Source organism: Flavobacterium sp. MK4S-17 (assembly GCF_009848495.1).
Lineage (GTDB): Bacteria > Bacteroidota > Bacteroidia > Flavobacteriales > Flavobacteriaceae > Flavobacterium.
This window is the reverse complement of record NZ_WWEP01000018.1, coordinates 1-24,824: the sequence shown is the minus strand read 5'-3', so window position 1 is coordinate 24,824 and position 24,824 is coordinate 1. Positions and strand designations below refer to the sequence as shown.

11 protein-coding genes are annotated in these 24,824 nt (G+C 41.4%); 5 read left to right on the top strand and 6 right to left on the bottom strand.

All coding sequences use genetic code 11. The features are described 5' to 3' along the window. Window positions 1–139: 139 nt before the first annotated feature. Window positions 140–1,411 (top strand): NAD(P)/FAD-dependent oxidoreductase, encoded by a 1,272-nt coding sequence (locus GSF09_RS07855; RefSeq protein WP_159800399.1) that lies wholly within the window; start codon window positions 140–142, stop codon window positions 1,409–1,411. 59 nt (window positions 1,412–1,470) lie between these two features. Here GSF09_RS07855 and GSF09_RS07850 read toward each other — a convergent pair whose 3' ends face one another. Genes GSF09_RS07850 through GSF09_RS07840 form a run of 3 tightly spaced genes read right to left on the bottom strand, consistent with a single transcriptional unit; the run spans window position 1,471 to window position 9,472 of the window. Continuing rightward, a complete protein-coding gene (locus GSF09_RS07850; protein ID WP_159800398.1) occupies window positions 1,471–2,049 on the bottom strand; it encodes a hypothetical protein in 579 nt (192 codons plus the stop codon). Window positions 2,050–2,073: 24 nt separating this feature from the next. Next, window positions 2,074–4,374: a BamA/TamA family outer membrane protein gene (locus GSF09_RS07845; protein ID WP_159800397.1), complete on the bottom strand. Its 2,301-nt coding sequence runs from the start codon at window positions 4,372–4,374 to the stop codon at window positions 2,074–2,076. Continuing rightward, window positions 4,358–9,472, bottom strand: coding sequence for a translocation/assembly module TamB (locus GSF09_RS07840; protein WP_159800396.1), 5,115 nt, complete (start codon window positions 9,470–9,472; stop codon window positions 4,358–4,360). The genes GSF09_RS07845 and GSF09_RS07840 overlap by 17 nt, the downstream gene beginning before the upstream one ends. Before the next feature lie 125 nt (window positions 9,473–9,597). Between GSF09_RS07840 and GSF09_RS07835 the strand changes: the two genes are divergently transcribed. The 4 genes from GSF09_RS07835 to GSF09_RS07820 all read left to right on the top strand — a co-directional run bounded on the left by GSF09_RS07835 (window position 9,598) and on the right by GSF09_RS07820 (window position 13,496). Beyond that, complete coding sequence (locus tag GSF09_RS07835; RefSeq protein ID WP_370515985.1) at window positions 9,598–10,170, top strand: helix-turn-helix domain-containing protein; 573 nt, start codon at window positions 9,598–9,600, stop codon at window positions 10,168–10,170. A 70-nt stretch (window positions 10,171–10,240) separates the two neighbouring features. After that, window positions 10,241–12,670: a heavy metal translocating P-type ATPase gene (locus GSF09_RS07830; RefSeq protein WP_159800394.1), complete on the top strand. Its 2,430-nt coding sequence runs from the start codon at window positions 10,241–10,243 to the stop codon at window positions 12,668–12,670. A 13-nt stretch (window positions 12,671–12,683) separates the two neighbouring features. Further along, window positions 12,684–12,896 carry a heavy-metal-associated domain-containing protein gene (locus GSF09_RS07825; protein ID WP_159800393.1) on the top strand — a complete coding sequence of 71 codons (213 nt, stop codon included), beginning with the start codon at window positions 12,684–12,686 and terminating at the stop codon, window positions 12,894–12,896. Between the two features lie 30 nt (window positions 12,897–12,926). After that, complete coding sequence (locus GSF09_RS07820) at window positions 12,927–13,496, top strand: pseudouridine synthase (RefSeq protein WP_159800392.1); 570 nt, start codon at window positions 12,927–12,929, stop codon at window positions 13,494–13,496. Window positions 13,497–13,573: 77 nt separating this feature from the next. Here the strand turns inward: GSF09_RS07820 and GSF09_RS07815 are convergent, their stop codons facing one another. From GSF09_RS07815 to GSF09_RS07805, 3 genes are all read right to left on the bottom strand, one after another. After that, window positions 13,574–19,951: a T9SS sorting signal type C domain-containing protein gene (locus GSF09_RS07815; RefSeq protein ID WP_159800391.1), complete on the bottom strand. Its 6,378-nt coding sequence runs from the start codon at window positions 19,949–19,951 to the stop codon at window positions 13,574–13,576. Between the two features lie 205 nt (window positions 19,952–20,156). Continuing rightward, window positions 20,157–21,203: an endonuclease gene (locus GSF09_RS07810; protein ID WP_159800390.1), complete on the bottom strand. Its 1,047-nt coding sequence runs from the start codon at window positions 21,201–21,203 to the stop codon at window positions 20,157–20,159. A 5-nt stretch (window positions 21,204–21,208) separates the two neighbouring features. Then, window positions 21,209–24,824 (bottom strand): T9SS type B sorting domain-containing protein (locus tag GSF09_RS07805; protein ID WP_159800389.1); only part of this gene is annotated, 3,616 nt, incomplete at its 5' end.

Here is a 24,824-nt window from a genome sequence, read left to right as displayed (position 1 = left end):
ATAATTGTAAATCCTTATTTAAAAAGCCAATTATTTCATAAATTTAGTTTGGCAACAGGTAGTTTCATTGGCTGTTAATGCTAAATTGGCTAACTTTATATAGCCTTTTAAGCATTCTATAAAACTAAAATAGTAAGGTATGAGGATAGTTATAATAGGGGGAGGTTTTGCCGGCATTAACCTTGCCGAAGAGCTTGCCGGAAATAAGGATTTTAAAATTACATTGGTGGATAAAAATAACTATAATTTTTTTCCGCCGTTAATATACCAGGTAGCCACCGCCTATCTTGAACCTTCAAGTATAAGCTATCCTTTCCGTAAATTATTCAGGAATAGAAAAAATGTACAATTTCGCCTTGGCGAGCTGCTTTCGGTAAAGCCTCAGGAAAATAAAGTTGTGCTGCACAATGGCGAGCTGGAATATGACAGCCTTGTTTTTGCCACAGGTGCCGAAACAAATTATTTTGGTATGGAAAATGTTATGAAAAACGCCATACCCATGAAAACCCTTAATGATGCCATAGAAATGCGCAATAAGTTATTGCAGCGTATGGAAAAGGCAGCCATTTGCAAAAACAGCCGTGAGCGCAGGAAATATTTAAATATTGTTGTGGCAGGGGGAGGGCCTACCGGTGTTGAGGTTTCAGGAATGTTTGCCGAAATGCGTAATGGTGTATTACGCAAGGAATATCCTGAGCTGGCAACAAGTGCCAGTAATATTTACCTTGTTGACGGGGGAGATGCACTGCTTGCACCAATGAGCGAAAAATCGCAAAAGGATACCTATGATGCCCTGAAAAAAATGGGGGTGATTATAAAGCTTAATGCCCGTGTAACTGATTATATTGATGACACTGTACACTTTGCCAATGGGGAAACCATTCAGTCTAAAAACCTGATATGGGCAGCAGGTGTATCTGCTAAAATATTTGAGGGATTGCCACAGGAAAGTTACGGGCGCGGCAGGAGGATGATAGTGAATGAATTTAATAAAGTTGCCAATACCGAAAATATTTATGCTATTGGCGATACCTGTCTGCAAACTACCGATAAGGATTTTCCGCAGGGGCACCCACAGGTAGCCCAGGTAGCAATACAGCAGGGGGAGCATCTTGCTAAAAATTTTAAACGTATGGTAAAAAGTGAGGAGTTAAAGCCTTTTAAATATAAAGATAAAGGCTCTATGGCTATTATCGGTAAAAATAAGGCAGTGGTTGACCTGCCCAAGCCTAAACTTCATTTTAAAGGATTTATAGCATGGCTCATGTGGTTGTTTATTCACCTCATGTCATTAATCAGCTACCGTAACAGGCTTACCACATTTTGGAACTGGATGGTTGCGTACTTTTCAAAAGACCAGGCTTTCCGAATGATTATACGTCCTGAAAAAAAGAATAAAACACCGGCATAATAGTATTCCCATAAAAAGAGCCCGGGCATTGCCCGGGCTCTTTTTATGGAATCAAACGGTTATTCATAATTATAATTAAGGCTCTGCAACGTGCCTTTATAACTTCCGGTTACGGTATTGGTTTCATTACTGAAAGAGAAGGTTATGGTATATACACCGTTATTTTTTGAAATAGTAACCTGTCTGCTATCCATATCGTCAGAACTTAATGAGTTGGCCGATATAAATTCCCCGTTTTGTACTTCAACATCAGTATTTATCCCTGCATGTGCTATGTAAGCTTCGGTGTTGGGTGTATTGCTCCATAGTCCGTAAGTAGTTTCTTCAATACTGCCCGGGTTTCCATCAGAAGTGTATAGATTAAAATCTATCAGCTGTGTAATACCGCCTGAGTATACAAATTCATTATTATTAAGGCTTAAACCGCCATTGGCCAGTACAATATAAAAGCGCCTTTTATCATACTCAGGATTCTGCCCTGTGTAGTTAGGTATAAGGTAAGCCCTGTTAACATCATAGTCAACTCCGTTTACTGTAAGTGTGCCTTTATTTGCAGTTCCCTGGGTTTTATTATCATCATCAGAGCATGAAGTCAATACCAGCGTGAACAGCAGGCTTAAAAAAAGAAACTTTTTCATAGTATATATTTTTAAGCTAATATATTAAAACGGATATCCTATTGCAAGGTTAAAAACAAGATTTTCCCTGCGCCAGTATTTACTACCAAAATCTATGTCATCAAGCACCCAGCGCTCATTTTCAGGAAGCCACGGTTTGCGTATAGGGAAAGCAAGGTCGGTGCGTAATACAAGGAATGAAAGGTCAAACCTAAGGCCTACTCCTGTACCAACTGCAAGCTCTTTATAAAAATCCTTTGTAAACTCAGCACCGGCCTTGGCTTCATTTTTATTCCATAGCCATATATTACCGGCATCTACAAATATGGCACCATGCACCACACTGAAAAGCTTAGCACGGTATTCGGTGTTAAGTTCCAGTTTAAGGTCGCCGCTTTGGTCTGCAAGAAATTCGTCCTCATCAGCCGTAGGGTCATGCGAGCCGGGGCCTATGGCACGTGCCCTAAACGCCCTTATACTGTTTGTACCTCCAATGAAAAACTGCCTTATAAACGGCAGCTCCCTTGAGTTACCGTAAGGAAGCCCTACACCTGCTATTATACGGCTTGCAAGTTGGGAATTGCGCCCAAGCCTTAAATAATGCCTGAAATCATGCTCCATTTTTACAAACTGGCTGAAAGGCACGCCCAAAATTTCTTTTTGGTTGCCGCCTTTAACATCGGCTCCCATAACAAGCCCGGTAATGTTTCCTGCCAGGTCTAACGAGCCTTTATAATAAAAAGTATGCTTTTTAAAACGCCTCATTGTATTGGTAAATGTATAGGAATAGGTAGGGCCAAAAATCAATTGTTTTTCTATCACCCTTCCCAATGATTCATTTTCTTTAACCCTATCATTATATTCCTCGGTTACATTTGCAGGGCTAACATAGTTTATATCGGCAACGTTCAGCTGATGTTCGGTACGGATGTTATTTTTCCATAAATAGCCAAATTGCGACCTGAAGGAATTTAAAGAGTACAGCCTTGCCCTGTTTTGGTATTCATAACTTACCATTGCCCTGGTACGCGGCACATAGGCACTGGAGTCCTTCACCTTAAACGGAGTGATGAAGCGCGGCCAAACCAGGCTTGCCTCGCTACCCACACGATATACGTTATAACCTTTATTTTGCCCGGATACCTGTACCTCAAGGCCCCCGAAAGCTGAAATGGTTAAAAGCTCTGCTGCACGGAAAGTGTTCCTGTTGCTCCAGTTTACATTAAGCTCAGAGCCGTTATAATTGGCAGAGTTTGTTTTTGCCAGTACTTCAACCCGTATAGATTTTTTGGGCAGGGGGGTAAAGTAGTAATAAGCATTCAGTTTATTTGAAATAGTGTCGGCAAGTTTAAACTCATTTTTTACAAATTTGAATGTACCCAGGTTAACCAGCCTGTTTAACGAAAGGTTATGGTCACGCCTGTTATAAATATCCCCTTTATGAAAAAATAATGTGCGGTCATATATAATAGGGCGAAAGGTGTGCTCGGGGTCTATTATGGTAAAATCCTTGTACTGCTCCACCGCATTTTCATTATACATTAAAGTATCTGCCGATGTAATTGAATAATTAGGATATATATAAATACTGTCTATTTTATACACCTGCCTGGCTTTTTGGGGCGTTTCCTCTTTCACTTTTACCAACAGGTCAACCTCATGGTTGCCTACTGTACTGTCCACCTGTACCAGTATGTAGTCAGGATTAAAATAGTAATATCCTTTTTGCTTCAGCCTTCTGTCAATCCTTTCGCGCTCTGTTTTAATCACACCAAGGTCATAAGGGCGCCCCGGCCTTAACCGGCTTCTTTTTTGCACACTCATTATGGTGCTGTCCAGCATGGTAGAGTCAGAAGGGAAAATAACATTACGTATTTTGTACTGCCTGCCCGGCTCTACAGTATATTCAGCCCTTGCTTTCCTATTGCGCGAAGTGGAATCGGCAGAGGTGATGGTTTTAAAATACCCTTTGTTTTCTGAGTAATTCTGAAGTAAATCGGCATTGTAATCAAGGTCAACCTGGCTGAATAAAACAGGAGGCTCGCCCACTTTATTGCGCAGCCAGTACCGGAAACCTTTGTCTTTTTTCGGCTCGCCTGCAAGGTTATAAAAAAACAACTTAACCCTCATACCTAATATTTTCCTGTTGGGTTTTGGTCGTAAAAGGTCTTCCATTTCACTTTCCAGTGCTTTCCTTTCTTTTTTAGAAATTAATGAATCCTCCACTTTTACGCTTCCACCCACATACAGCATATCGCCCTCGGGCAGGTATTTGGTATTGCTGCAGCCTGCTGCAAAAAACAATGCGGTTAAAAGCAAGGGTACATATTTATTCTTCACTTTCATTTTTTTCACTGTTTGGCGGTAAATCACTGTTTTCCTTTTCTTCTTTCTCTTTTTCTTTCCTCTGCTTCTTTTCTTCCTTTTCGCGCTGTTTTCTTTCTTTTTCCCTTTGCCTCATTGCTTTTTCCTCTTCCGTCCTGTGGAAAAGCTCTCGAAATTTATTATAATCCATGGTAATTATAAAGGCAACACCTGTTTCAATCACCTGCCCCTGTAACGCTACCTGGTATTCGTTTTTACGGTAGGCGCGCACCATATACCTGCCATCTTTGGTTAGCTGGTAGTCAACCGAAACATCACCCGCAATGTTAGTAGTTTCCTCATTAGCCTGTTGTGGCCCTTCAAGCCCAAAGCTGCTGCCTACAGTTACATTTAGCCTGTCGTTAAGCAGCCTTTTGGAAACCCCCACATTTAAGTCTGTACGGTTTTCACGCTGCCCGGTTGTATAATCTTCTGTAGATTCAAGGTCAAAATTAAGTTCCACGCCATTTACAAGGTCGGATGCAAGGTTGTTTAACTGCTGTGAAAGTATTTTACTCACACTCTGCCTTGCCAATGCCTCGCCGCTTGTTCCTCCTGCTTCGCTTGCAAAAGGATTTTCCCCAATAAAACGGTTCAATAGTAAAAGGGCAAAAACCTGTTTGTTAAGCTCCGAAGGCTGCTGGCGCAATTGCTCCAGCTTGGCACGGGTAGTATTAAGTATCTCGGTTGAAACCGCATAATTGCCTTCGGGTAAAACAATATCAAACGACAACTCCGGCTTTAAAAGCTCGCCTTCCATTTTTAAAAGTGTATGGAAAGGTATTTTTTGCTTATAAGTGTTCCTTACAGAGTTTGTTGCACCTCCAAGTTGGTTGTCCACCAAGTCAATAGGAGGGGCTTCGGTTTCATATACGGCAGTAATATTTATTGTAGCTTCTGTAGGTTCTCCCGTCCATAATATATAGCTGCCTTCCTGTATTTCAAACCTCCTTTTAAGGAAGTTAAAAGTCATTTCATAAGCACCTTCACTAAACTCATACCGCCCAGTAAGGGTAGTTTTTCCTGAAGGGTCTATGCCGCCGGTAAGCTCTGCTTCCCCTTTTAGTTTAAGATAATCGCCATTGCCTTTATCAATTATAAGGTTAAGCTCTGCTTCCTTAACTATTTCTATAGCAACCGAAACATCTATGCCTTTTACATCGGTACTGTTAAAGTCTTCCTCCATTTGCAGGCGTTGCTTTATTTCCATATTATCCTGGTCAATAAACTCAACAATACCTTCCCTGTCGGCTATGGCAGGGTCCTGCTGCGGCAGTACCACTGTAAATTCGGTGTCTTCATTTATCCTTAAACTTCCGTCAACTACAGGGCTTTCAAGTGTGCCTTTTATGTTGAGATTAGTATCTATAAACAGGTCACCATAGTAAAGGTCATTATCTTTTGCGGTAGAATTAACCACCCTGAAATTTTCGGCATTTACCTGCATGTTAAAGCCAAATTCCCTGTAATTGGTAGTAGCTATGTTTCCATTGAGGGAAAGCAGGTTATTTTTTTTATCCTGAACCGAAAAGTTATTAAATTCAATACCGCTATCTGTAAAAACGATATTATCGTTCATTGACTGATAATAGGAATTAAGCGGAGTTACCCTGAAAGCGACTTCGTTAAATTTTAGGTTGCCCGTAACATTAGGGTCATTAGCTGTTCCTGTTATTTTAAAATCACCCGAAAGGTACCCATCGCCTTCTTTTAAATTACCGAAAGTAAAGGCCTGCACACTTTCCATGTTCAGCTTTTGCAGGTTAAGGTTAAGGTCAAAGCTGCTGTTGCTGGTATAATAGTTACCATCCAGGTTTACCTGATTGCCCTGCCCGGTTATGCTGACCTGTGCAGCGTAGGTGTTGGCTTTTTCATTATTAACCTTTATGCTTACATTGCCAACGGTATCTTTACTTACTGCAAGGTTTTCTATAGTAATGTCAGATGTAAATTCAAGGTTTGTAGTAATATTGCGTAGTTCTGCATCGCCATTTATGGTACCGGCAATTTTAAGTTCATCTTTTTGGATGATATTGGTAAGCGTTTCAATTTTAAAATCCTGTAACGCCACATCGAGTGGTGCACCCGGTTTTTCTGACTGCGACTGCAGGCTGATTGAACTGCCTTCGTTGCTCATTTCAAAATTATTGGCATATATACCCGCTTCACCAAAACGGATTATGTTATCGGCAGCTATAGCCCAGGGCTCATAATTTAATGTAAGCCCATCCGGGTTCAGCATAATTTCAGTATTGCCATCTACCGATTTCAGTTGCCCGGCTACAACATACTGCTCCTCTTCCTTGCGGCCTATTATTTCCAGCCTGTAATTAAGTGTGTTGTTTTTTAAATCTCCTGCAAGGCTGGTGTGTGGCAGGCGAAGCTGCTCACTTTGCACTTCATCTATAACAACATCATATACCAACGCTGTATCACGGCTCTTAATGTTAATGCTTGCCCCTGAAATTGTATAACTGCCGTAAACCAGCCTTGGTATTACCCCGTTTACCAAAAGGGTATCTCCTTCGCTGTTGTATCTCCCGGCCAAAACAATAGGTTCCAGCCTTTCTATTTGTGGCATGAGTTTATATAACACCGGGTCATTATTTACTTTTAGCCTTACTACAAAGTTTTGTGGTGGCACACTTTCTCTTTGCGCACCGGGATTAGTATTATAATATTTAGCTATAGTATTGGAAAGGGCCGTGCCAACTTCGGTAATATTATATTTACCTTCCATAGTGGCATTAACAATTTGCGACTTAATCAGTATTGAATTTTTTTCAGCTGTTGATTCTGCTACAATGTTAACAGAGTCAAGCCCGAATTCCTCCTTACCGTTGGCAAACATAAAATGATGCATGCTTATTTTCCCATTCAGGTTGGCAGGGTTGGCATCGGCAATATCAGCATCAACATTTCCCCTAAGTTTTAATGGACCCGCATGCAGGTTAAGTTTATTCAAGTCGGCAATGTCAACATTAAGGCGCAATGTGCCTGTAGGGTATTTATCTTTAAAACCGCCTTTTGCAGTAAGGTCGAAATCAAGGTTAGGGTCATCCATGCCTGCAGTAGCTTCAAACGTACCGTTGTTTATTTTGCCATCAACATCAAGGTTTCTATAAGTGTAACTGTTAAAATCAGCTTTTATAAGTTTTGCCGTAAGCTTTGCGTTGGCAGTTTTCGGGTCAAGCCCTGTGCCTTTTACGTCAGCTTTTAAAGTTACCCTTCCAAGCGAATCATTACTTAAAAGGCTGCCTATATCAAAATTATCAATAGCAATATCGGCATCATATTTTTCATAATTTTTCCTGCGCTGGTCAAAAGCAGCCTTAATTTTTGCTTTGCCATAGCTGCTGGCAAGATTTATATTGGCATTAAAGTTTTCAAGTGTTCCTTTTACCTTTGCTTTTGCGGCAATAGTACGCGGAAGTTTTATGTTGGCAGGTATAGTACCGGTTGGCACAAAAGTATTAATATCTTTCGCAGTGGTGCGCAGTTCTCTCACATCAAGGTCAAAGTAAGCATTTTTAGCATCAGGCAGGCCTTTTATCCTGCCGCTTGCTGCCACCACTGTGCTGCCTATGCCCTTTATTTCCAGATTGTTTATATAAAGGTCATTCACCTTTCCTTCAACACGGCTGTTAATATACAGCGTGCCGTTAGGGTTGCTTTTAAAAGGATTAGTGTTTGCAAGGGCGGGGGCAAACAATAACACATCTTTAAAACCAACGCGGCTACCGTCCAGATTGGCATCTACTTTCAGTTCGCCTATGTTTTTCTGTAACGACTGTAAGGATGAATAGCTTACTGCAATTTTATCCTGTATAAGTGTTTGCGGTGTTTCAAGGTAAAAATCATTTAATTCCGCACCTTGCTCTGAGTAATTAAAATCAGCACGTAGTTCCTTGATGTTTAAACCACTTTTTTCTTTCACCGAAAGATTCTCAATATCGCCGGAAATTGCATTGGGTGTATAAGACAAATCATTTGCGCTGAGATTAAACTCTTTTATATCAAGGTGCTTATAATCTATGCCTTTGGATGCAGGAATGGCATTCATATCATCAAACCTGAAGTTTACATCTTTAATTTCAGTAGTGTTTAGCTTAAACTTCCATTGTGCCGAAGCAACTTCTTTACTTTGTTCCGGCAAAGACTCCTGAACCTGTTTTTCAAACCGGCCAAGCGCGAGCTGCCCTTTTACATCCTCCAACTCAAGTTTGTCAAGGTCTATAAGCTGGTTCTTAAGGTCTATGTCATTAACTTCAACTGCAAGTTTTTTTAGCTTCAGGCGGGTATCAAGCCTGCTGTCTTTATTATCATATCCCACATCTATATTGGCAAGGTTTACTTCCCCCAGTTTTATTTTCAAATCAGGCTTTTTAGAGGCTTCTTCAGCCGCTTTTTGTGTACTCCGTGCTATATTGTCAACTATTCCCTGTTCAAGTGTAAGCTTAAGGCCGTCAAGATTAATGTCCGGCACTTCAAATTCCATATTATCCAGATCGAATGTTTTAATCCGGGTATCAAAATGACCAAGATTTACGGCAAGGTTATTTTTAGATATGGCATCATCAAATTTAACACGTACCCTGTCAAGGTTAACCCTGTTTATGGAGAATTGCATGGGTGCAGAAGTGGTGTCTTTGGGCTTATCTGAAGCAAAGGCATCAATAATATAGTCAAAATTAAAAACAGAATCCCTGCCTCTTTTTACATTGGCTACAATACCCTGAAGGCTTACCGAATTTATTTGTACTTCATTGCTAAGCAGTTTAAACAGGCTTATATCAATTGCAAGTTTCTCACCGGCTAAAAGGGTATCTCCCTGCCGGCTTTCAAAATAAATATCTTCCAGTATTACTTTTTTAGGGAGCCCTATTTCTATTTTTCCTACCTGTACTTCGGTACCTATTTTCTCTTCAAGGTAGGCTACGGCCTTGTCTTTAACCTTATTTTGAATATAAGGAATTTGCAGCAGCAGTACTATTAGTAAAAATAAAGCTATTACAGAACCTATTATCCATAATAGTATTTTTAAACTTTTCTTCAGATATTTTTTAAGCTTTGTGTTCATTTATGCTAAAAGTATATATAATTTTAACAGGTCACTTTTAAAATTTTCCTAAAAAAATACTTACTAAAACAGGATTGCAAAGCAGTTATTATACCCGTAAAAATGGCTATCTTTGTATCTGCCTGATTATGAAACTTTCTGTTAAAAATATGGTTTGCCCGCGTTGTATAACAGCCGTGGAAAAAATATTGGAGGATTTGCATTTAAATCCCCTCAATATTCAGCTTGGCGAAGCCGTAACAGGAATACAACCTGATGAAAATCAAATGGCAGCCCTAAAACAAAAGCTGAAAGATGCAGGCTTTGAGCTGATTGAAGACAATAAAGCGCAGATTATTGAAAAGATTAAAGCGGTTATTGTAGAAAAAGTACATCATTTAGCAGAAAGCCATATTGTATTTTCCGAACTGCTGTCCAGGGAACTTAACCGCGATTACTCGGCACTAAGCAAATTGTTTTCTGCAAACGAAGGCATTACTATTGAACAGTTTATTATACTTCAAAAGATAGAAAAAGCCAAAGAACTGCTTTTGTATAATGAACTAACGTTAAGTGAAATTGCCTATATGCTGGGTTACAGCAGCGTGGCACATCTTTCAGCACAATTTCGCAAAACCACAGGCTTTACCCCAACGGCTTTTAAAAAGCAAGGTAAAAACATGCGCCAGCCTTTAGACAGCATTACCAAAAAAGTATAAACACTTTCCTTGATTGTATAAATTATTTGATAGCTTATTATTGAACTTTGCTATATGAATAGTAAATGGTATGGCAGAAGATATAAATAAAAGAGCTTATTTACCCTTACAGGGTGTAGAAAGCGAACATTGTGCCCAGATTATTGGCAAGGGGCTGTCAAATATACGCTCCATTGATAATTACAGGGTTGAGCTTAATAATAACAGGGCTGTTATTGAAACTGCTGACTTACAAACAGCAATAACTGAAGCGGTAAAACAAATACGCGATTTAGGATATAGCGTAGCTACTGTAAAAAAAACGTATCCTGTAACAGGAATGAGCTGCGCATCCTGTGCGGCAAGCAGCCAGGATATTTTACTAATGCAGCCCGGCGTGGTTAACGCATCGGTTAATTACGCCAATGGTAACGGAACGGTTGAATATGTACCCACTGTTACCGATGCTCAAAAACTAAAATCAGCATTGCAATCCGTTGGTTATGATTTAATAATCGATGAAAGTGACGATGCAGCTGCCACGCTTGAAGAGCTTCAGCGGGATCATTACAAATCCCTTAAAAAGCGTACCCTTTGGGCAATACTGTTTTCTGTGCCTTTGGTTGCCATTGGCATGATACCTGCCCTTATGGTAATGCCTTATGCTAATTATATAATGTGGGCACTGGCCACGCCTGTTGTGCTATATTTCGGCAGGCAGTTTTTTACAGGTGCATGGAAACAGGCAAAACACCGGTCAGCTAATATGGATACATTGGTAGCCGTAAGCACAGGTACGGCTTATATCTTCAGTGTATTTAATACACTATTTCCCTCTTTTTGGCACAGCAGGGGGCTGCATGCGCATGTGTATTTTGAAGCTGCCGCAGTAGTAATTGCATTTATACTTTTAGGAAAAATGCTTGAAGAAAAAGCTAAAGGCAGTACTTCATCAGCCATTAAAAACCTTATGGGATTGCAGCCCAAAACAGTAACCATTATACACGAAGGCGGCCACCAGGTGCAAATACCCATTGTAGAGGTACAAAAAGGGAATATTATTTTAGTAAAACCCGGAGAAAAAATAGCGGTTGACGGTGAGGTAATTTCAGGTAGCTCCTTTGTAGATGAAAGCATGATAAGTGGTGAACCTGTTCCTGTAGAAAAAGAAAAAGGCAGCAAAGTATTTTCAGGTACAATAAACCAAAAGGGTAGCTTTAAGTTCAGGGCCGAAAAAGTAGGCAGTGAAACCCTGCTGGCACAGATAATTAAAATGGTACAGGATGCACAGGGCAGCAAAGCACCGGTGCAAAGGCTTGTAGATAAAATAGCAGGTATTTTTGTGCCGATAGTAATAGGTATGGCTATAATTACATTTATAGTATGGATAATATTTGGGGGCGAAAATGGTTTTACTCAGGGCTTGCTTGCCATGATTACAGTGTTGGTAATAGCCTGCCCATGTGCACTGGGGCTTGCAACACCTACTGCAATAATGGTGGGAGTAGGTAAGGGTGCACAGTATGGCATATTAATAAAAGATGCCCATAGCCTTGAAATCGCCAAAAAAGTAAATGCAATAATATTAGATAAAACAGGTACTATTACAAAAGGAAAACCTGCTGTTACTGATAGTAAATGGTTTACCAATGAGAATAATGAAATGCTCAATATTTTATATACCATTGAAAAATCATCGGAGCATCCTTTAGCGGAAGCTGTTGCTGCACATTTCAAAGAAGCTTCTTTTCTTGAAAATGTACAGTTGGAAAACAGGGAAGGCATGGGAATAACAGCAATATATAACGGAAGGCAATACAGTATAGGTAATGAAAAACTTACAAACAGCAAGGGTGTTATGCTCACCGGTGAAGTTCGAAAATGGGTTGATGAAAAGCTTTTGCTTGCTAATACTGTTGTGTTGTTTGCAGATGAAAAAGAAGTACTTTGTGCTATAGCTATAGCCGATACAATTAAGGAAAGTTCTGCACAGGCAGTGAAGATGTTACAGGATGAAGGTGTTGAAGTATATATGCTTACAGGTGATAATGAGCATACAGCCAAAGCTGTAGCACAAAGTGTGAATATTAAACACTATAAGGCGGGTGTATTGCCGCAGGATAAATCGGATTTTGTAAAAGAATTGCAAGGCGAAGGAAAGATAGTAGCTATGGCTGGTGACGGCATTAATGACAGTTCGGCTTTGGCACAGGCAGATTTGGGTATTGCCATGGGTACAGGGAGCGACATTGCCATAGATGTGGCAAAGGTAACTATTATATCAGGCGATTTATTAAAGGTACCACAGGCCATAAAGCTTTCAGCGCAGACTGTGGCTACCATACGGCAAAACCTTTTTTGGGCTTTTATTTATAATGTTATAGGGATACCTATAGCAGCGGGAGTGCTTTATCCTGTAAACGGCTTTTTGTTAAGCCCGATGATTGCCGGTGCAGCAATGGCACTTAGTAGTGTTAGTGTTGTAAGCAACAGCCTGCTTTTAAAAACAAAAAAATTATAATATAATCTGTGATATGGAAAAAGAAATGAAATTTAAGACAAGTATTAATTGTGGCGGCTGCGTGGCTAAAGTAACTCCTTTGCTTAATGCCACTAAAGGCATAATCAACTGGAAGGTGGATACGGATAATCCTCATAAAATACTTACTGTAGAACCAAATGGTGCTACAGAAAATGATGTTGTGGAGGCCGTAAAAAAGGCAGGTTTTAAAATTGAACGTTTATAAAGTTAACTTTGCATAAACAAAAAGCCGTTTATGCCGCACCAGCATTTTATTATTTATAAGCCTTATGGCTACCTTAGCCAGTTTAACTATAACCTGAAGCGCAATAAAAAGCTATTGGGAGAATTATACGATTTTCCTGAAGGAATTATGGCTATAGGCAGGCTGGATGAAGATTCCGAAGGGTTATTGCTGCTGACAACTGACGGGATGATGAGTGAAATTGTGAGGGGCAGGAAAGTTGAGAAAGAATATTATGCACAAGTTGACGGGCTTATAACCCCCAAAGCGGCAGCACAGCTTGCCAGTGGGGTAGTAATTGGGGTAAAGGGTGAAAAGTATACTACTTTACCCTGCCGGGCACAAATATTGAATAATCCGCCTGAACTGCCTGAAAGGGGCAAAAAAATACGTGATGAGAGGCATGGCCCAACCTCATGGGTATCCATAACGGTTACAGAGGGGAAGTTCCGACAGGTAAGAAAAATGACTTCTGCTGTAGGTTTTCCCACGCTAAGGCTGGTAAGGGTACGGGTAGGCAATATTTTGTTAGGAAACCTACAGCCGGGAGAGGTAAGGCAGGTTAAGGAGTTTGAATTATAAGTACTTTACTATTTAAGCAAAAATAAAAGCCCCGCAACTACGGGGCTTTTCAATAAATAACCTGTTTGTAATCTAGACTAGAAAGCTATTTTTTTACTGATTGTACCGTTATTTGCTGTAGTAACCTGTACTATCAATACCTGGTTTTGTACTGCCAACTGGTTTACAGTATGCTGTGCAGCGTTAATGCTTTGTTTGTTATAAAGAAGCCTTCCGCTTATATCAAATACCGTTACACCAGTCATTTCATATTTTCCGGTGTCAATCTTTAGGGTATTGTCCTGTTTGTAAATTATTATACTGTTACTGTCGGCAACAGGATTTTCAACACTAAGAGCTTCATTAACATATACAATTTCAAACCTGTTTTCAAAAGTTCCGGCTTCGGTAGCAAAGGTATAGCTGCCCTCCTTAAGGTTTTGTATTGTATTGGTTACATTGTCTTTCAGGTAAATAGCCTGGTTGGTGAATACACCATCAAAACGGTGAAGTTTTATAGTATATGTACCGGCATTATTTACTTTATACTCTACAGGAACTATATCAGTATCCGTAAACTCCGGCCTGGCCTGTACGGCAAGTTTTTCGTCTCCTGCTTTTGAATATATAAAGGTTGAACCGCCATCTGTAAATACCCTTCCGTCCCTGCCGTAGTCAATACCAAGAGTTGCAGTGCTGCTGTACACAACAGCCGTTTGGCTAAAGCCGCCTGCATTGCCTTCTATATTAAGCCAAAAGCGCGAAAGCGGTGAGGTTGTACCTTGTGAAGACCTGAAGAACTGGTTATTATGAACATTGCCTACACGCATGCTGTTATTAAATACCAGTGGCCCTGTAGGGTTTTCAGCAGCTTTAACAATAAAGCCCTGCCCCGGGTTAATAACCCACTCAGACGGATCTGAATCAACATTAAATAAATCATCCCATTCAGCACCACCCAGCATGTCTTCACCATCTTCGCCACCTACAGCTTTGTTATAAATATAGGCGTCTGCTGTAAGTACTGCATAAGATGATGCGCTTGCGTTGTTTTTCTTCCTCCAGAAGTAAAGTGCCGAACCCGGATTAAGTACTCCTGAATTCTGGTTAAGGAATTCCTGTACATTAATAGGGGATGGATACGGGTTACCGATACCACTGTAACGGCTTCCTGATGTTGGCAGGTTTACCTGAATAGTACCGTTGTGCGGAACACCTGTAAATATACCCTGGTAAGCATAAGCTGTAGTACCTTCATCATAACCTTCTACATCTGTATTGGTATTTGGCATCCTTATAAGATATCCTTTGCCGGTTTCAAAAGTATTTGTTGAAATATCGCTTAAACCGCTTACACCTTCATAAGAATTACTTGCCGTACCATATACATAAAAGCGGTTTGCAAGTGTTTTTGGCGAGAACTGGCGCAGCAACTGGCCTTTAACAGGAGAAGCCCACATAGTATAATCCTGCCTGAATAACGGGGTGCTGTTTTTTATAACAGTTATTTCATCTGTATTAAGGTTAGGGTTATCATTAACCTGCATCAATGACGCATTATTTTCAACGATAAAGTTAGCGGCTCCTGCATTATTTATAATTTCATCTTCTACGGTAACGGTTGTACCATCGGCTACAGTAAATGTATAGCCTTCGTTTAAGGTAAGTTTTTTAGAAGTAAAACTGCCGTTTGCGCCCGAATTATAATCACCGTTTATGGTTACTTCAATAGTAGTGTCAAGCACAAGAGGGGTAACTCCGTCAGCCTGTGTTGCCGGTGTCCAGGCTGTACCAGTCCACATTACACCGTCCGGCTTTGTACTTACCGAAACCACATTAGAGTTGGATGAGTTGCAATTGTCAGCATAGGCAGTAACCCTATAGTAATAAGTGGTATAATCATCAAGTCCTGTTACCGTATAGGATGTTACATCGTTTACATCAAGTTGCTCATAACCTTCAAGATAGTAAGGTTCATCAATGTCGGCCGATGTTATTACTATATCATCTATCATTGGCCTTGCCGCCGCATTATTGTCTATCCTTACAATAAAGTCGCCATTAATACCTGTAATATTTCCACTGTCAAAAACTTTGATTTCACTTTGGTTATAATCAATTGTACCTACAGCTGTTTCATTTGCAAACCCTGCACCCGATAAAATAGTTACAGTAACTTCTCCGCCTGAACCGGAATAAGTCTGCTGGATTTTAAATTTAATATTGGATATACCTCCCGGAATTGTCCCTGAAATAATATAAGAATCCGATTCATTTCTTAGCGTGATATGATTATCACTTCTGCCGTCCATATGCCTGTCAGTCCTTGATTTATAAGCTGTCCATTCAATACCGTTTGTTCCTGTCCAGGATCTTGTAGCATAACTTGAACCGGAAGCCAGTTCAATATCTTCCGTAAAACTGGTGCCTGGAACCTGGATACCAAATTCAGGGCTGGTGGAAATATCAAGCCTGTAGCCTGAAGCACCTTCAACAGCACCCCATTGGGCTGTAAATCCCGACTGGGTAATGTCGGCCGCTGTTAATGCTGTTGAGGTTTCCAGTGATGTTGTGGAAAATGACTGTTGCGAACTGTAAACCGTACCACTTTCAGTAACAGTGTAGGCTTTATAATAATAAGTGGTACAAGGCAATAAATTGGAAACAGTTACACTGTAATTACCGCCGTTAATGTTGTCGCCCTGTATTTGAGTACCATCGCCATCAGCAAAATTATTTACTGTACTGTATTCTATACCATAGGCTGTAGTAGCATCACAGTTTCCATCAACAGACTGTCCCGGTAAGGTTGCAGATGCTATTGTAATGTCAGATGCAACACCTGCTGTAGCTACGGCAGGAGTGTATATACCTTCGCCACTTGCATTCATGATAAGCTCTGCGGCTTCATAAGGAGAGGCTCCGTCCAGGCTTATACTGCCCATGTACTCACCAGTAGTATTAGGGGTAAACTTAACATAAACGGTAGTTTCAGCACCGCTGTAATTACTTATGGTTAAGGTTTCGGTATATTCCCCGTTTTCGGTTAATGAATAGCTGAAACCTTCCAGTGCCGATACATTAAAACTTGCATTTGACATTCCTGACCCGCTGAAAGTAAAGAAACCATTGCCTTCACCATTGGTACATACCTCACCAAATGCAAGTGAAGCATCTTCAAGGGTAAGATAGTTTAACGTTTCTACTTCAACAACATTGGAATTTCCGGTGCTGCAATTGTCAGAATATGCCCGAATCCTGTAATAATATGTTGTGCCCGGGTTCAGTCCGGTTACATTATAGGAAAGTGCGTTGCCTGCATCTGCACCCGAAATTACAGGGGCAGTACTGCCGCTAAATTCAAGGTTACCTAAATAGATATAGTCACCAGTTCCACCAGCACTTAAACCTTCCCTATATACAACCAGCTTGTATGGGCCTGTGATATTTCCTGTAAAACTTAAATGGTTTACGTTTCCTGATTGTATATCCTGCGAGCCAAGTACAATTCTTTCACTAAAGTTATAATCCGGGGCAGTAAGGGCTGCAACGGCAACTTTTTCATTGACTGTTGATATACTGCATATCAGGTCTAAAGAAACGTTTTGTAAACCGCCTGCAGGTATTATATCTGAAATGAAATAACCGTTATCATAGTCAGGGCCTGCAGTACCTGCAGTATTGTACATTAGCAGCCCTTTTGTAAAATTACTGCCTGATAAAGCAGATGCATGTTTTCTTGCCCTGTAGGCTGTCCAGTTTATACCTGAAGCTGTCCAGGTAACGGTTGATGGTGTAGAGGTAGCTGTAAAATCATCAAATACACCTGAAACGCTTATGGAAGAACCGAACGCTGTATTATCGGCTACATCTATATAATATCCTGTTGCACCCTCAACAGCTTCCCAGTTGGCAGTAAAGCCTTCCTGGGCAATGTTGGCAGCACTAACAGCAACCGGTGCGGCCGGCAGGTTACCGGTAGTAAAACTTATCTCATCGCCATAGTGTGTGCCTGCCGAGTCAGTTGTAAATGCTTTGTAATAATAAGTTGTACAGGCAGAAAGCCCTGTTAAATCAGCACTGAAATCAATACCGTTAAAATTGGTAGCATTTACAGTTGTTCCCGTTCCATTTGTAAAACCTTGTGTGGTGCTGTACTCAAAGCCGTAAGCAGTAATTGTTGTACATCCCTGTTCAGCCAGTGCTGCAAGTGTTGCAGAAGTTACAGTAATACCCGAAGCAGCATCTGTCAGTACAGTGGCTGGTGTGTTTACTCCATTTCCATAAACAGCTATGTTTAAAGTGCTTGTTCCTGATGAGTTTATATTGATTGTTCCCGGTATACCCTCTATGCTTTCAGGGTAATCCTTAACCTCTGTAGGTGTAAATTTTACATAAACAGTAATGCTTGTCTGGCCTGTATAAGGTATAAACAAACCTGAAGAATAAGTGCCATTTTCTGTTAGTGAATAACTGAAGCCGTTAAGGTTATATATGGCTATCTGCTGGTTCATTGGCAGGTTGCTGGCAGAGAACGTGAAAAATCCTGCCGCTGATGTGGTATTTGTACATACTGCGCCAAAATCAAGGTCTGAATCTATAAGTGTAAAAAACGGAGTAGATGGCGTTGCGGTTGCAAGTGCAGTTGTGGCACTCCAAGATGTTTCTACACCTGAAACGTTTCGTGCCTTCATACTGAAAGTATAATTTGTTCCCGGCGTTAAGCCTGTAACGGTTACAGGCGTTGTTAGCATTGAACCGGCAAGCCATGCAGGCTGGCTCTGTAATTCAGAATACTGGTTAACATAATAATAGTTGCCCCCAACAAGTACCCTTATAAGATATTCGGTAGCTTCCGGGTTTCCATTTGTATTTGCAGTTGCAGTAAGCGTAGTGGTTGTGGCATTGCTCACGGCAGGTTCGCCAGGTGTGGCGGCAAGGGTATAAAAGCTATTGGTGTTACCATAACCTGTTCCGCCTGTAGTGTTTGTAGCATAGGCCCTGTAGTAGTAACGTGTATTGGGCGTTAAGTTCTCAGCAATGGCTGTAAATGCCAGGTCACTATCATCCGGGCCGTTGCTTATAAGGGTATAGTTTTGTCCTACAGTTAAGTCTGCATTGCTTTCATTCCATACAAAACCTCTTTCAGTTACTGTTTCATTACCATTATTATTTACGCCTCCTAAAAAGAACGCTATAGTTGTATCTGCATCATTTTGTGCATCAAAATCTGCTGTCTCTACGGTAGGAGCAACAACGTTAAGCGTTGTAAATGATGATTCGCTGCCGTAAGCTGTACCCTGTGCATTGGTTGCATACGCCCTGAAATAATAAGTAGCCCCCATTTCCAAACCTGTAATACTGCTCACAAATGCGCCTGTACCTGTGCCGTCCTGCGTTTTTGTGGCAAGTGCAACGGTAGGGTTGGGGGAGGTTCCCCAAACAATACCTTTAGCGGTAACGGCAGAAGTACCTTCGCTGGTAACCTCACCACCTGTAGTGGCAGAATTTATTGAAATATCGGTAGCCGGTATAACTGTAGTTACTGTAGGCAAAGCCAGCGTAGTAAAGCTGTATTGGGTACCATAGCTGGTGCCTTCGCTATTTGTTGCATAAGCCCTGTAGTAATAGGTAGTGTTTTGTGCAAGATTGGTAAGGCTGCTGGTAAAGTTTCCTGTACCTGTTCCATTTGTTGTTTTTGTAGTTAACGCTGTTGTAGGGTTTTGCGATGTTCCCCATACCACACCTCTGGCGGTAACTGCAGCACCCCCGTCACTTGAAACATTACCTCCTGAGGTTGCAGTGTTTAAAGCAATATTGGTTGCTGTTGTGGTAACTACAGTAGGAGGGGAGCCTTTCACTGATTTTACACTTATATCCTTAAGGCCTATTAAAGGAGATGAGCCACTGCCATTACCTCTGTCAGAAGCAAAACTAATTGTAAAAGTTGCATTGTTGGCAATGCCTGAGCCTGAAAGTGTAAGAGTTACATTTTTAGTATCAGGGCTGGAAGGTGAACTGGAAGCATTGAATGACCAGTTTAGCGCGGCAACATCTCCTGCGGACGATGTTACTGTCCACCCGGGTGTTCTGGATGATCTTGCTACTACTTCAAAAGCCTTATAAGAAATCTCAAGTTTTGTAATTGCACTCCCTGTGCTGTTCCTGTAGGTTCCTGTAAGTGTTATGCTCCCGGCACTACTGGATGGCTGGTAGCCAAAACCTGCGTTTGAAATAGCATATACACCTCCTGATGTGCTTGCACTTGTTCCTCTGTATGTATCTGCTGATCCTGACATGGCATAGCCATTTGGCAGATTGCCGTTCCATCCGTTAAGGCTAGTTACAACAGCAGTATTATGGCTACCTATTGAAACCTGCGCCGAAACACGACTTGTTGCAAGGAATGCAAAAAGTAAGGTAAAGGAATAGAATAAAAGCGTTTTTTTGGTAAGAAAAAAGTTTTTTTGCTTCATTAGTAAAAACTATTAATTAATATTTAGATATTATTTGAGTGTTGTAAATCAAGCTAATACAAAAATATAATTCTCATTTTAAATAAAGGGGGTCATTTTGGTCAAATGACTGTTATCATTACGTTAACAGACTTTTATTAAGTGTTTGAAGCACAAAAAACCCGCTTTTAAGCGGGTTTAGTTTTTATTAAGTTTTAGTTATTTTTTAATTAAGGATAATTTTAAAAGTTTTTCGTTCATTATCCACAGTTGCAGTTATAAAATAAATGCCTCCAGCATTATGGCTTATATCAATAACATTATCATTAACCTTAGCATTTATTTTCTGTCCCATACTATTATATACACTGTATTGATAAGGGTTGCTTTCTGCATTGGCTATAGTAACAACCCCGGTTGTAACGGTAGGGTAGGCAAACAATTTGGCTACGCTGCTATTAGGATATGTTGTTGCCAATACCCCCCAGCTATCCTCTGCTTCCGGGCCGTTCCAAATAATTGTGGCAAGATAGGGGTTGTCAATAAAGGGGTTTCTGTTGCCCTGAATGTTCTGTAAAATATTATTACGGTTAATTTCATATTGGCTTACAGGGTCTTCTTCATTCCATTCCAGGAATATATCCGGCATGTCGCCAAAAGTACTGTAAGATGAACTGCCCGAACCAACAGCATTAGGCAGGCAACGCGACTGGTAGCGTACATACATATACATCATCATCCGTGCAACATCGCCCTTCCATTCGTCTCCCGGGTAAAAAAAGCCGCCGGACAATGATGTGGAATTTCCGGAGCCGTCGGCAAAACGTTTATTGCTGCGTGAGTTATTCATATAGTAATCTACCGCCCTTAGATGATGAGGGTCGGAACCCGGCCCTTCATACCCTAAATTAGGAGTACCCAAAGAGCGGGGGTAAACATGTTCCCTTACCCACAGCCCAACGCAGCTTGATGTATGGCAGCTATCGTCTTTATCCCTTGTCCTGTCATTATCCGGGTCGTTATCAGTATCATCATAGCCGTATATCAATAATACATTTTCCGGATTATCGGGGTCATGGTCAGTCTGCTTGAGTGCATCCCATACTCCCGGGGTATACTCCAGGTTGGCATTGTGGGTACTGGTTATTAAAGTGCCTAACTGGTTTTTTAATGCATCTCCGGTTAAATTAAAATCAATAGTATTGTAATATGCAGGTATCTGCGCTATACAATAAGCCGGTAATAAAAATAAACCTAATAATACTTTTTTCATATTTACTAACGTAGCAACGAGAAGTGTGCCTTAAATTCTTTTGCCGCTCCGGTATTTGGCGATTGGTACATCAATGTAAACCAGTAATCAGTTGCAGGCAGGCGTTCACCGTTATAGGTTCCGTCCCAGCCCGGGCCTGAAGGTTTTATTGATGCCACAAGTTTGCCATACCTGTCGAATATGTAAATATAAGCATCTTTTTGGTTACGCAGTCCTGTAATATTCCATGTATCCCTAACGCCATCTCCGTTAGGGGAGAAGAACCTTGGGTAATTCAGGGCATAAACTTCAAGCTCAATAGGCGAACATCCGTTAATATCCCTTATGTAAACCGTGTATATACCTTCGTATATATTGCTGAAATAAGGCTCATTCTGCCAGTTTTCATTATCAAGGCTGTATTCATATATACCTTTTGATGCACCATCTACATGAACAGTAATCGTCTGGTTATAATTAAAATCCTGCCCAACAGTAGCATAAGCTATGGCAGGTGATGATAATCCTACAACTGCACTATCTTCGCCAACACAACCGGTTACACGGTTGGTAGCCGTAACAGTATAAGTACCCGGCTGGTTAATAATAATATTAGGCGTAGTATAGGTAAGTGCCGAACCATCTTTACTCCAGGTAAATATATAATCGGCAGGGGAAAGGCCGGAAGCCAGTACTCCGGATTCTACCTCTAGTGTATCATTATTCTGGCATAAATACATGTCTTCAATATTTGGTGCAGGCAGTGCATACACAGTAATTGTTTTGGTAGCCATAGCGGTACATGTTGTGCCTACGGTATAACCGATAGTAACAGTACCCGCCCTTAAAGCAGTAACAAGCCCATTATTGTCTACAGTTGCTATAGTCTCATTGCCGCTTGACCATATACCGCCTGTTACCGTATTGACAAGTTGTAAAGTTTCCCCGGCACATACATCATTGTTTCCTGTAATAGTACCAGGGCTGGGCGCAGGTGCAGGAGGCGTGTTAATTTCTGCCTGCACTGTATTGCTTACAGTACAACCGTTGGCACTCCTTACTGTAACAGTATATAAGCCCGGCATTAAATTGCTGAATGTGGCACTGCTCTGCCATGGGCCGCTATCCAGTTGGTACTGGTTGCCCACTACATAATTGGTTATGATTATACTGCCTGTTGCATTACTGCAATCTGTATCGGTTACAGAGTATTGCGGAACAGAAGGATAAACAGGTGCTCCAATATTGATTTCTTTCGTTGAGATACAACCTGAACCGTTATCAGCAGTAAGAGTATAGGTACCTGCTGATAAGTTATTGAATGTTCTTGATGTTTGCGGAGTGCCACCATTAATACTATAGCTATAACCCGTACCTACAGGGGCGGTTATAGTAATACTTCCTAAAGCGGTACATGTTTCATCAGTTTTGTTTGCTACAAGCAATGGAGCCGCCGGAGCCGGGTTTATAGTAACCTGGCTTACAGGAGAAAAGCATCCTGACGAATTGCGAACCACTACATCATACAGATTCGGGGAAACATTATTGAATACAGGCGATGGCTGGAAAGGGCCGTCTTCACCATTAATACTGTAAGTTAACCCGCTGCCTCTTGGTGATAATATGGTGATGGTACCTGTGGTATCACCACAAGCCAACGCCGGAGCCGATACAACAGGCATTGCAGGGGCAGCAGTTGGTGGATTTATGGTAAATGATTGTGTTGAAATACAGTTATTGCCATTAACGGCAGTAATAGTGTAGGTGCCTGCATTTAACCCTGTAAATATTGGCGATGCCTGAGGTGTACCACTATCAATACTATACATATATCCTGCTCCTGTTGGTGCTGTTACCTCAATTGTGGCAGTACTGCCGCCGGTACAGTTTATAGGTGTAATAGTTGCAGTAATAGCCGGTGCTGCCTGCGCAGGGTTTACAACTATCTGCTTTGTTGCCGAGCGGCATCCCTGTACTGTTTCAACAATAAGAGTATATGTGCCGGGGGCAACATTATTAAATACCGGAGATGCCTGGAAAGGGCCTGCTGTACCGTTAATACTGTAGATAATGTCACTACCTGTTGGGTTGGTAAAAGTTATAGTTCCTGTAGTATCGCCACATGCCAGCACAGATGCTGTTGCCTGCGGAGCGGCTGGAACAACAGGCGCAGGCTCTACTTCCACCTGCTTTACGGGAGAATAACAGCCGGCACTGTTCCTTGCAATTACGTTATATGTTCCGGAAGTTATACCCGTAAATAGGCGTGAGGACTGGAATGGCCCTGCGGTTCCATTTATACTGTATGTTAAACCTGTTCCTGTAGGTGAATTAACCGTTAGGCTTGTTGTGGTATTCCCACAATTTATAACAGGTGTAGTTACATCAGGCATTGCAGGTGAAGCAGGCGCAGGGTTAATTGTTACCATTCTGGATGATGTACAATCCTTGCCATTTTTAACTGTTACTTCATAAGTATCGGGTATAAGCCCCGTAAATAATGGAGATGCCTGGAATGGCCCTGCGGTTCCGTTTATACTGTAAGTTATATCACTTCCTGTAGGGAATACAACTACTATACTTCCTGTTGTGTCCTCACAATCCAAAACCGATGCGCTTGCAACAGGTGTGGCTGGTGGCGCAGGTGTTGATATGCGGAATGTGCCCTGATGCACACATCCGTTAGTGCTTACGGCAGTAATAATATAATCATCAACAGGAAGATTATTAAATACTACTGATGTTTGCGGGGCACCACCGTTCACACTATAAGTATATTCAGGGCCTACAGGGAAGGTAACTGTAAAACTTCCGGGCGATGAACAGGTGGCATCCTGTATTATTGTACCAAATACAAATAAAGATGATGGCTGCGAAAGCGTAAACTGCCTTGTTGCAGGGCAGGCTATGCCATTATCGGCCACTATGGTATAAGTTCCTTGTGCAAGGTTATTGAATACAGGAGAAGCCTGCGGGGTACCGCCATCAAGGCTGTACATATAACCAGTTCCAACAGGAGCCGTTACAACTATACTGCCCATAGTACCTGCGCAGTCAGGGTTTACCTGTGTGGCCTGTATTACAGGTGCAACCGGTGCAGGATTTACTGTAACATACCCAACAGGAGAAATACATCCTGCCGAATTTTTAGCAACTACCGGATAAATACCGGGAGGCACAGCATTAAATACCGGCGATGCCTGGAATGGGCCATTGTCAAGGCTATAGGTTAAGTCAGTACCAAGAGGTTGGTTAACAGTTACAGTACCGTTTATATCGCCACACTGTAAAGCTGAAGCTACAGCCTGTGGTGTAGCCGGAGTGCCCGGTGCCGGGTTGATTATTGCCTGTGCAGGCTGTGATATGCAGCCATCAGGATATTTTACCACTATAGAATAAGTATTCGGCTGTAAACCGTTAAATACAGGAGTTCCCTGAAAAGGTGAACTGTTTATGCTATAACTATAACCAGTGCCTGTAGGGGATAACACGGTAATGCTGCCGGCATTTGTACTGCAGGTTGGCTGTACAGGAGTATCCAGTACAGGCGCTACAGGTGGTGCAGGCGGCATGCCTACGGTAAAAGTATCAAAAGTAACACAGCCGTTTTGGTCGGTTGCCGTTATGGTATAAGTACCTCCG

Excerpts from the sequence above, each read along its gene's own strand:
- GSF09_RS07855 (WP_159800399.1), top strand. The coding sequence starts at position 140 with ATGAGGATAGTTATAATAGGGGGAGGTTTTGCCGGCATTAACCTTGCC.
- GSF09_RS07850 (WP_159800398.1), bottom strand. The coding sequence starts at position 2,049 with ATGAAAAAGTTTCTTTTTTTAAGCCTGCTGTTCACGCTGGTATTGACT.
- GSF09_RS07845 (WP_159800397.1), bottom strand. The coding sequence starts at position 4,374 with ATGAAAGTGAAGAATAAATATGTACCCTTGCTTTTAACCGCATTGTTT.
- GSF09_RS07840 (WP_159800396.1), bottom strand. The coding sequence starts at position 9,472 with ATGAACACAAAGCTTAAAAAATATCTGAAGAAAAGTTTAAAAATACTA.
- GSF09_RS07830 (WP_159800394.1), top strand. The coding sequence starts at position 10,241 with ATGGCAGAAGATATAAATAAAAGAGCTTATTTACCCTTACAGGGTGTA.
- GSF09_RS07825 (WP_159800393.1), top strand. The coding sequence starts at position 12,684 with ATGGAAAAAGAAATGAAATTTAAGACAAGTATTAATTGTGGCGGCTGC.
- GSF09_RS07820 (WP_159800392.1), top strand. The coding sequence starts at position 12,927 with ATGCCGCACCAGCATTTTATTATTTATAAGCCTTATGGCTACCTTAGC.
- GSF09_RS07815 (WP_159800391.1), bottom strand. The coding sequence starts at position 19,951 with ATGAAGCAAAAAAACTTTTTTCTTACCAAAAAAACGCTTTTATTCTAT.
- GSF09_RS07810 (WP_159800390.1), bottom strand. The coding sequence starts at position 21,203 with ATGAAAAAAGTATTATTAGGTTTATTTTTATTACCGGCTTATTGTATA.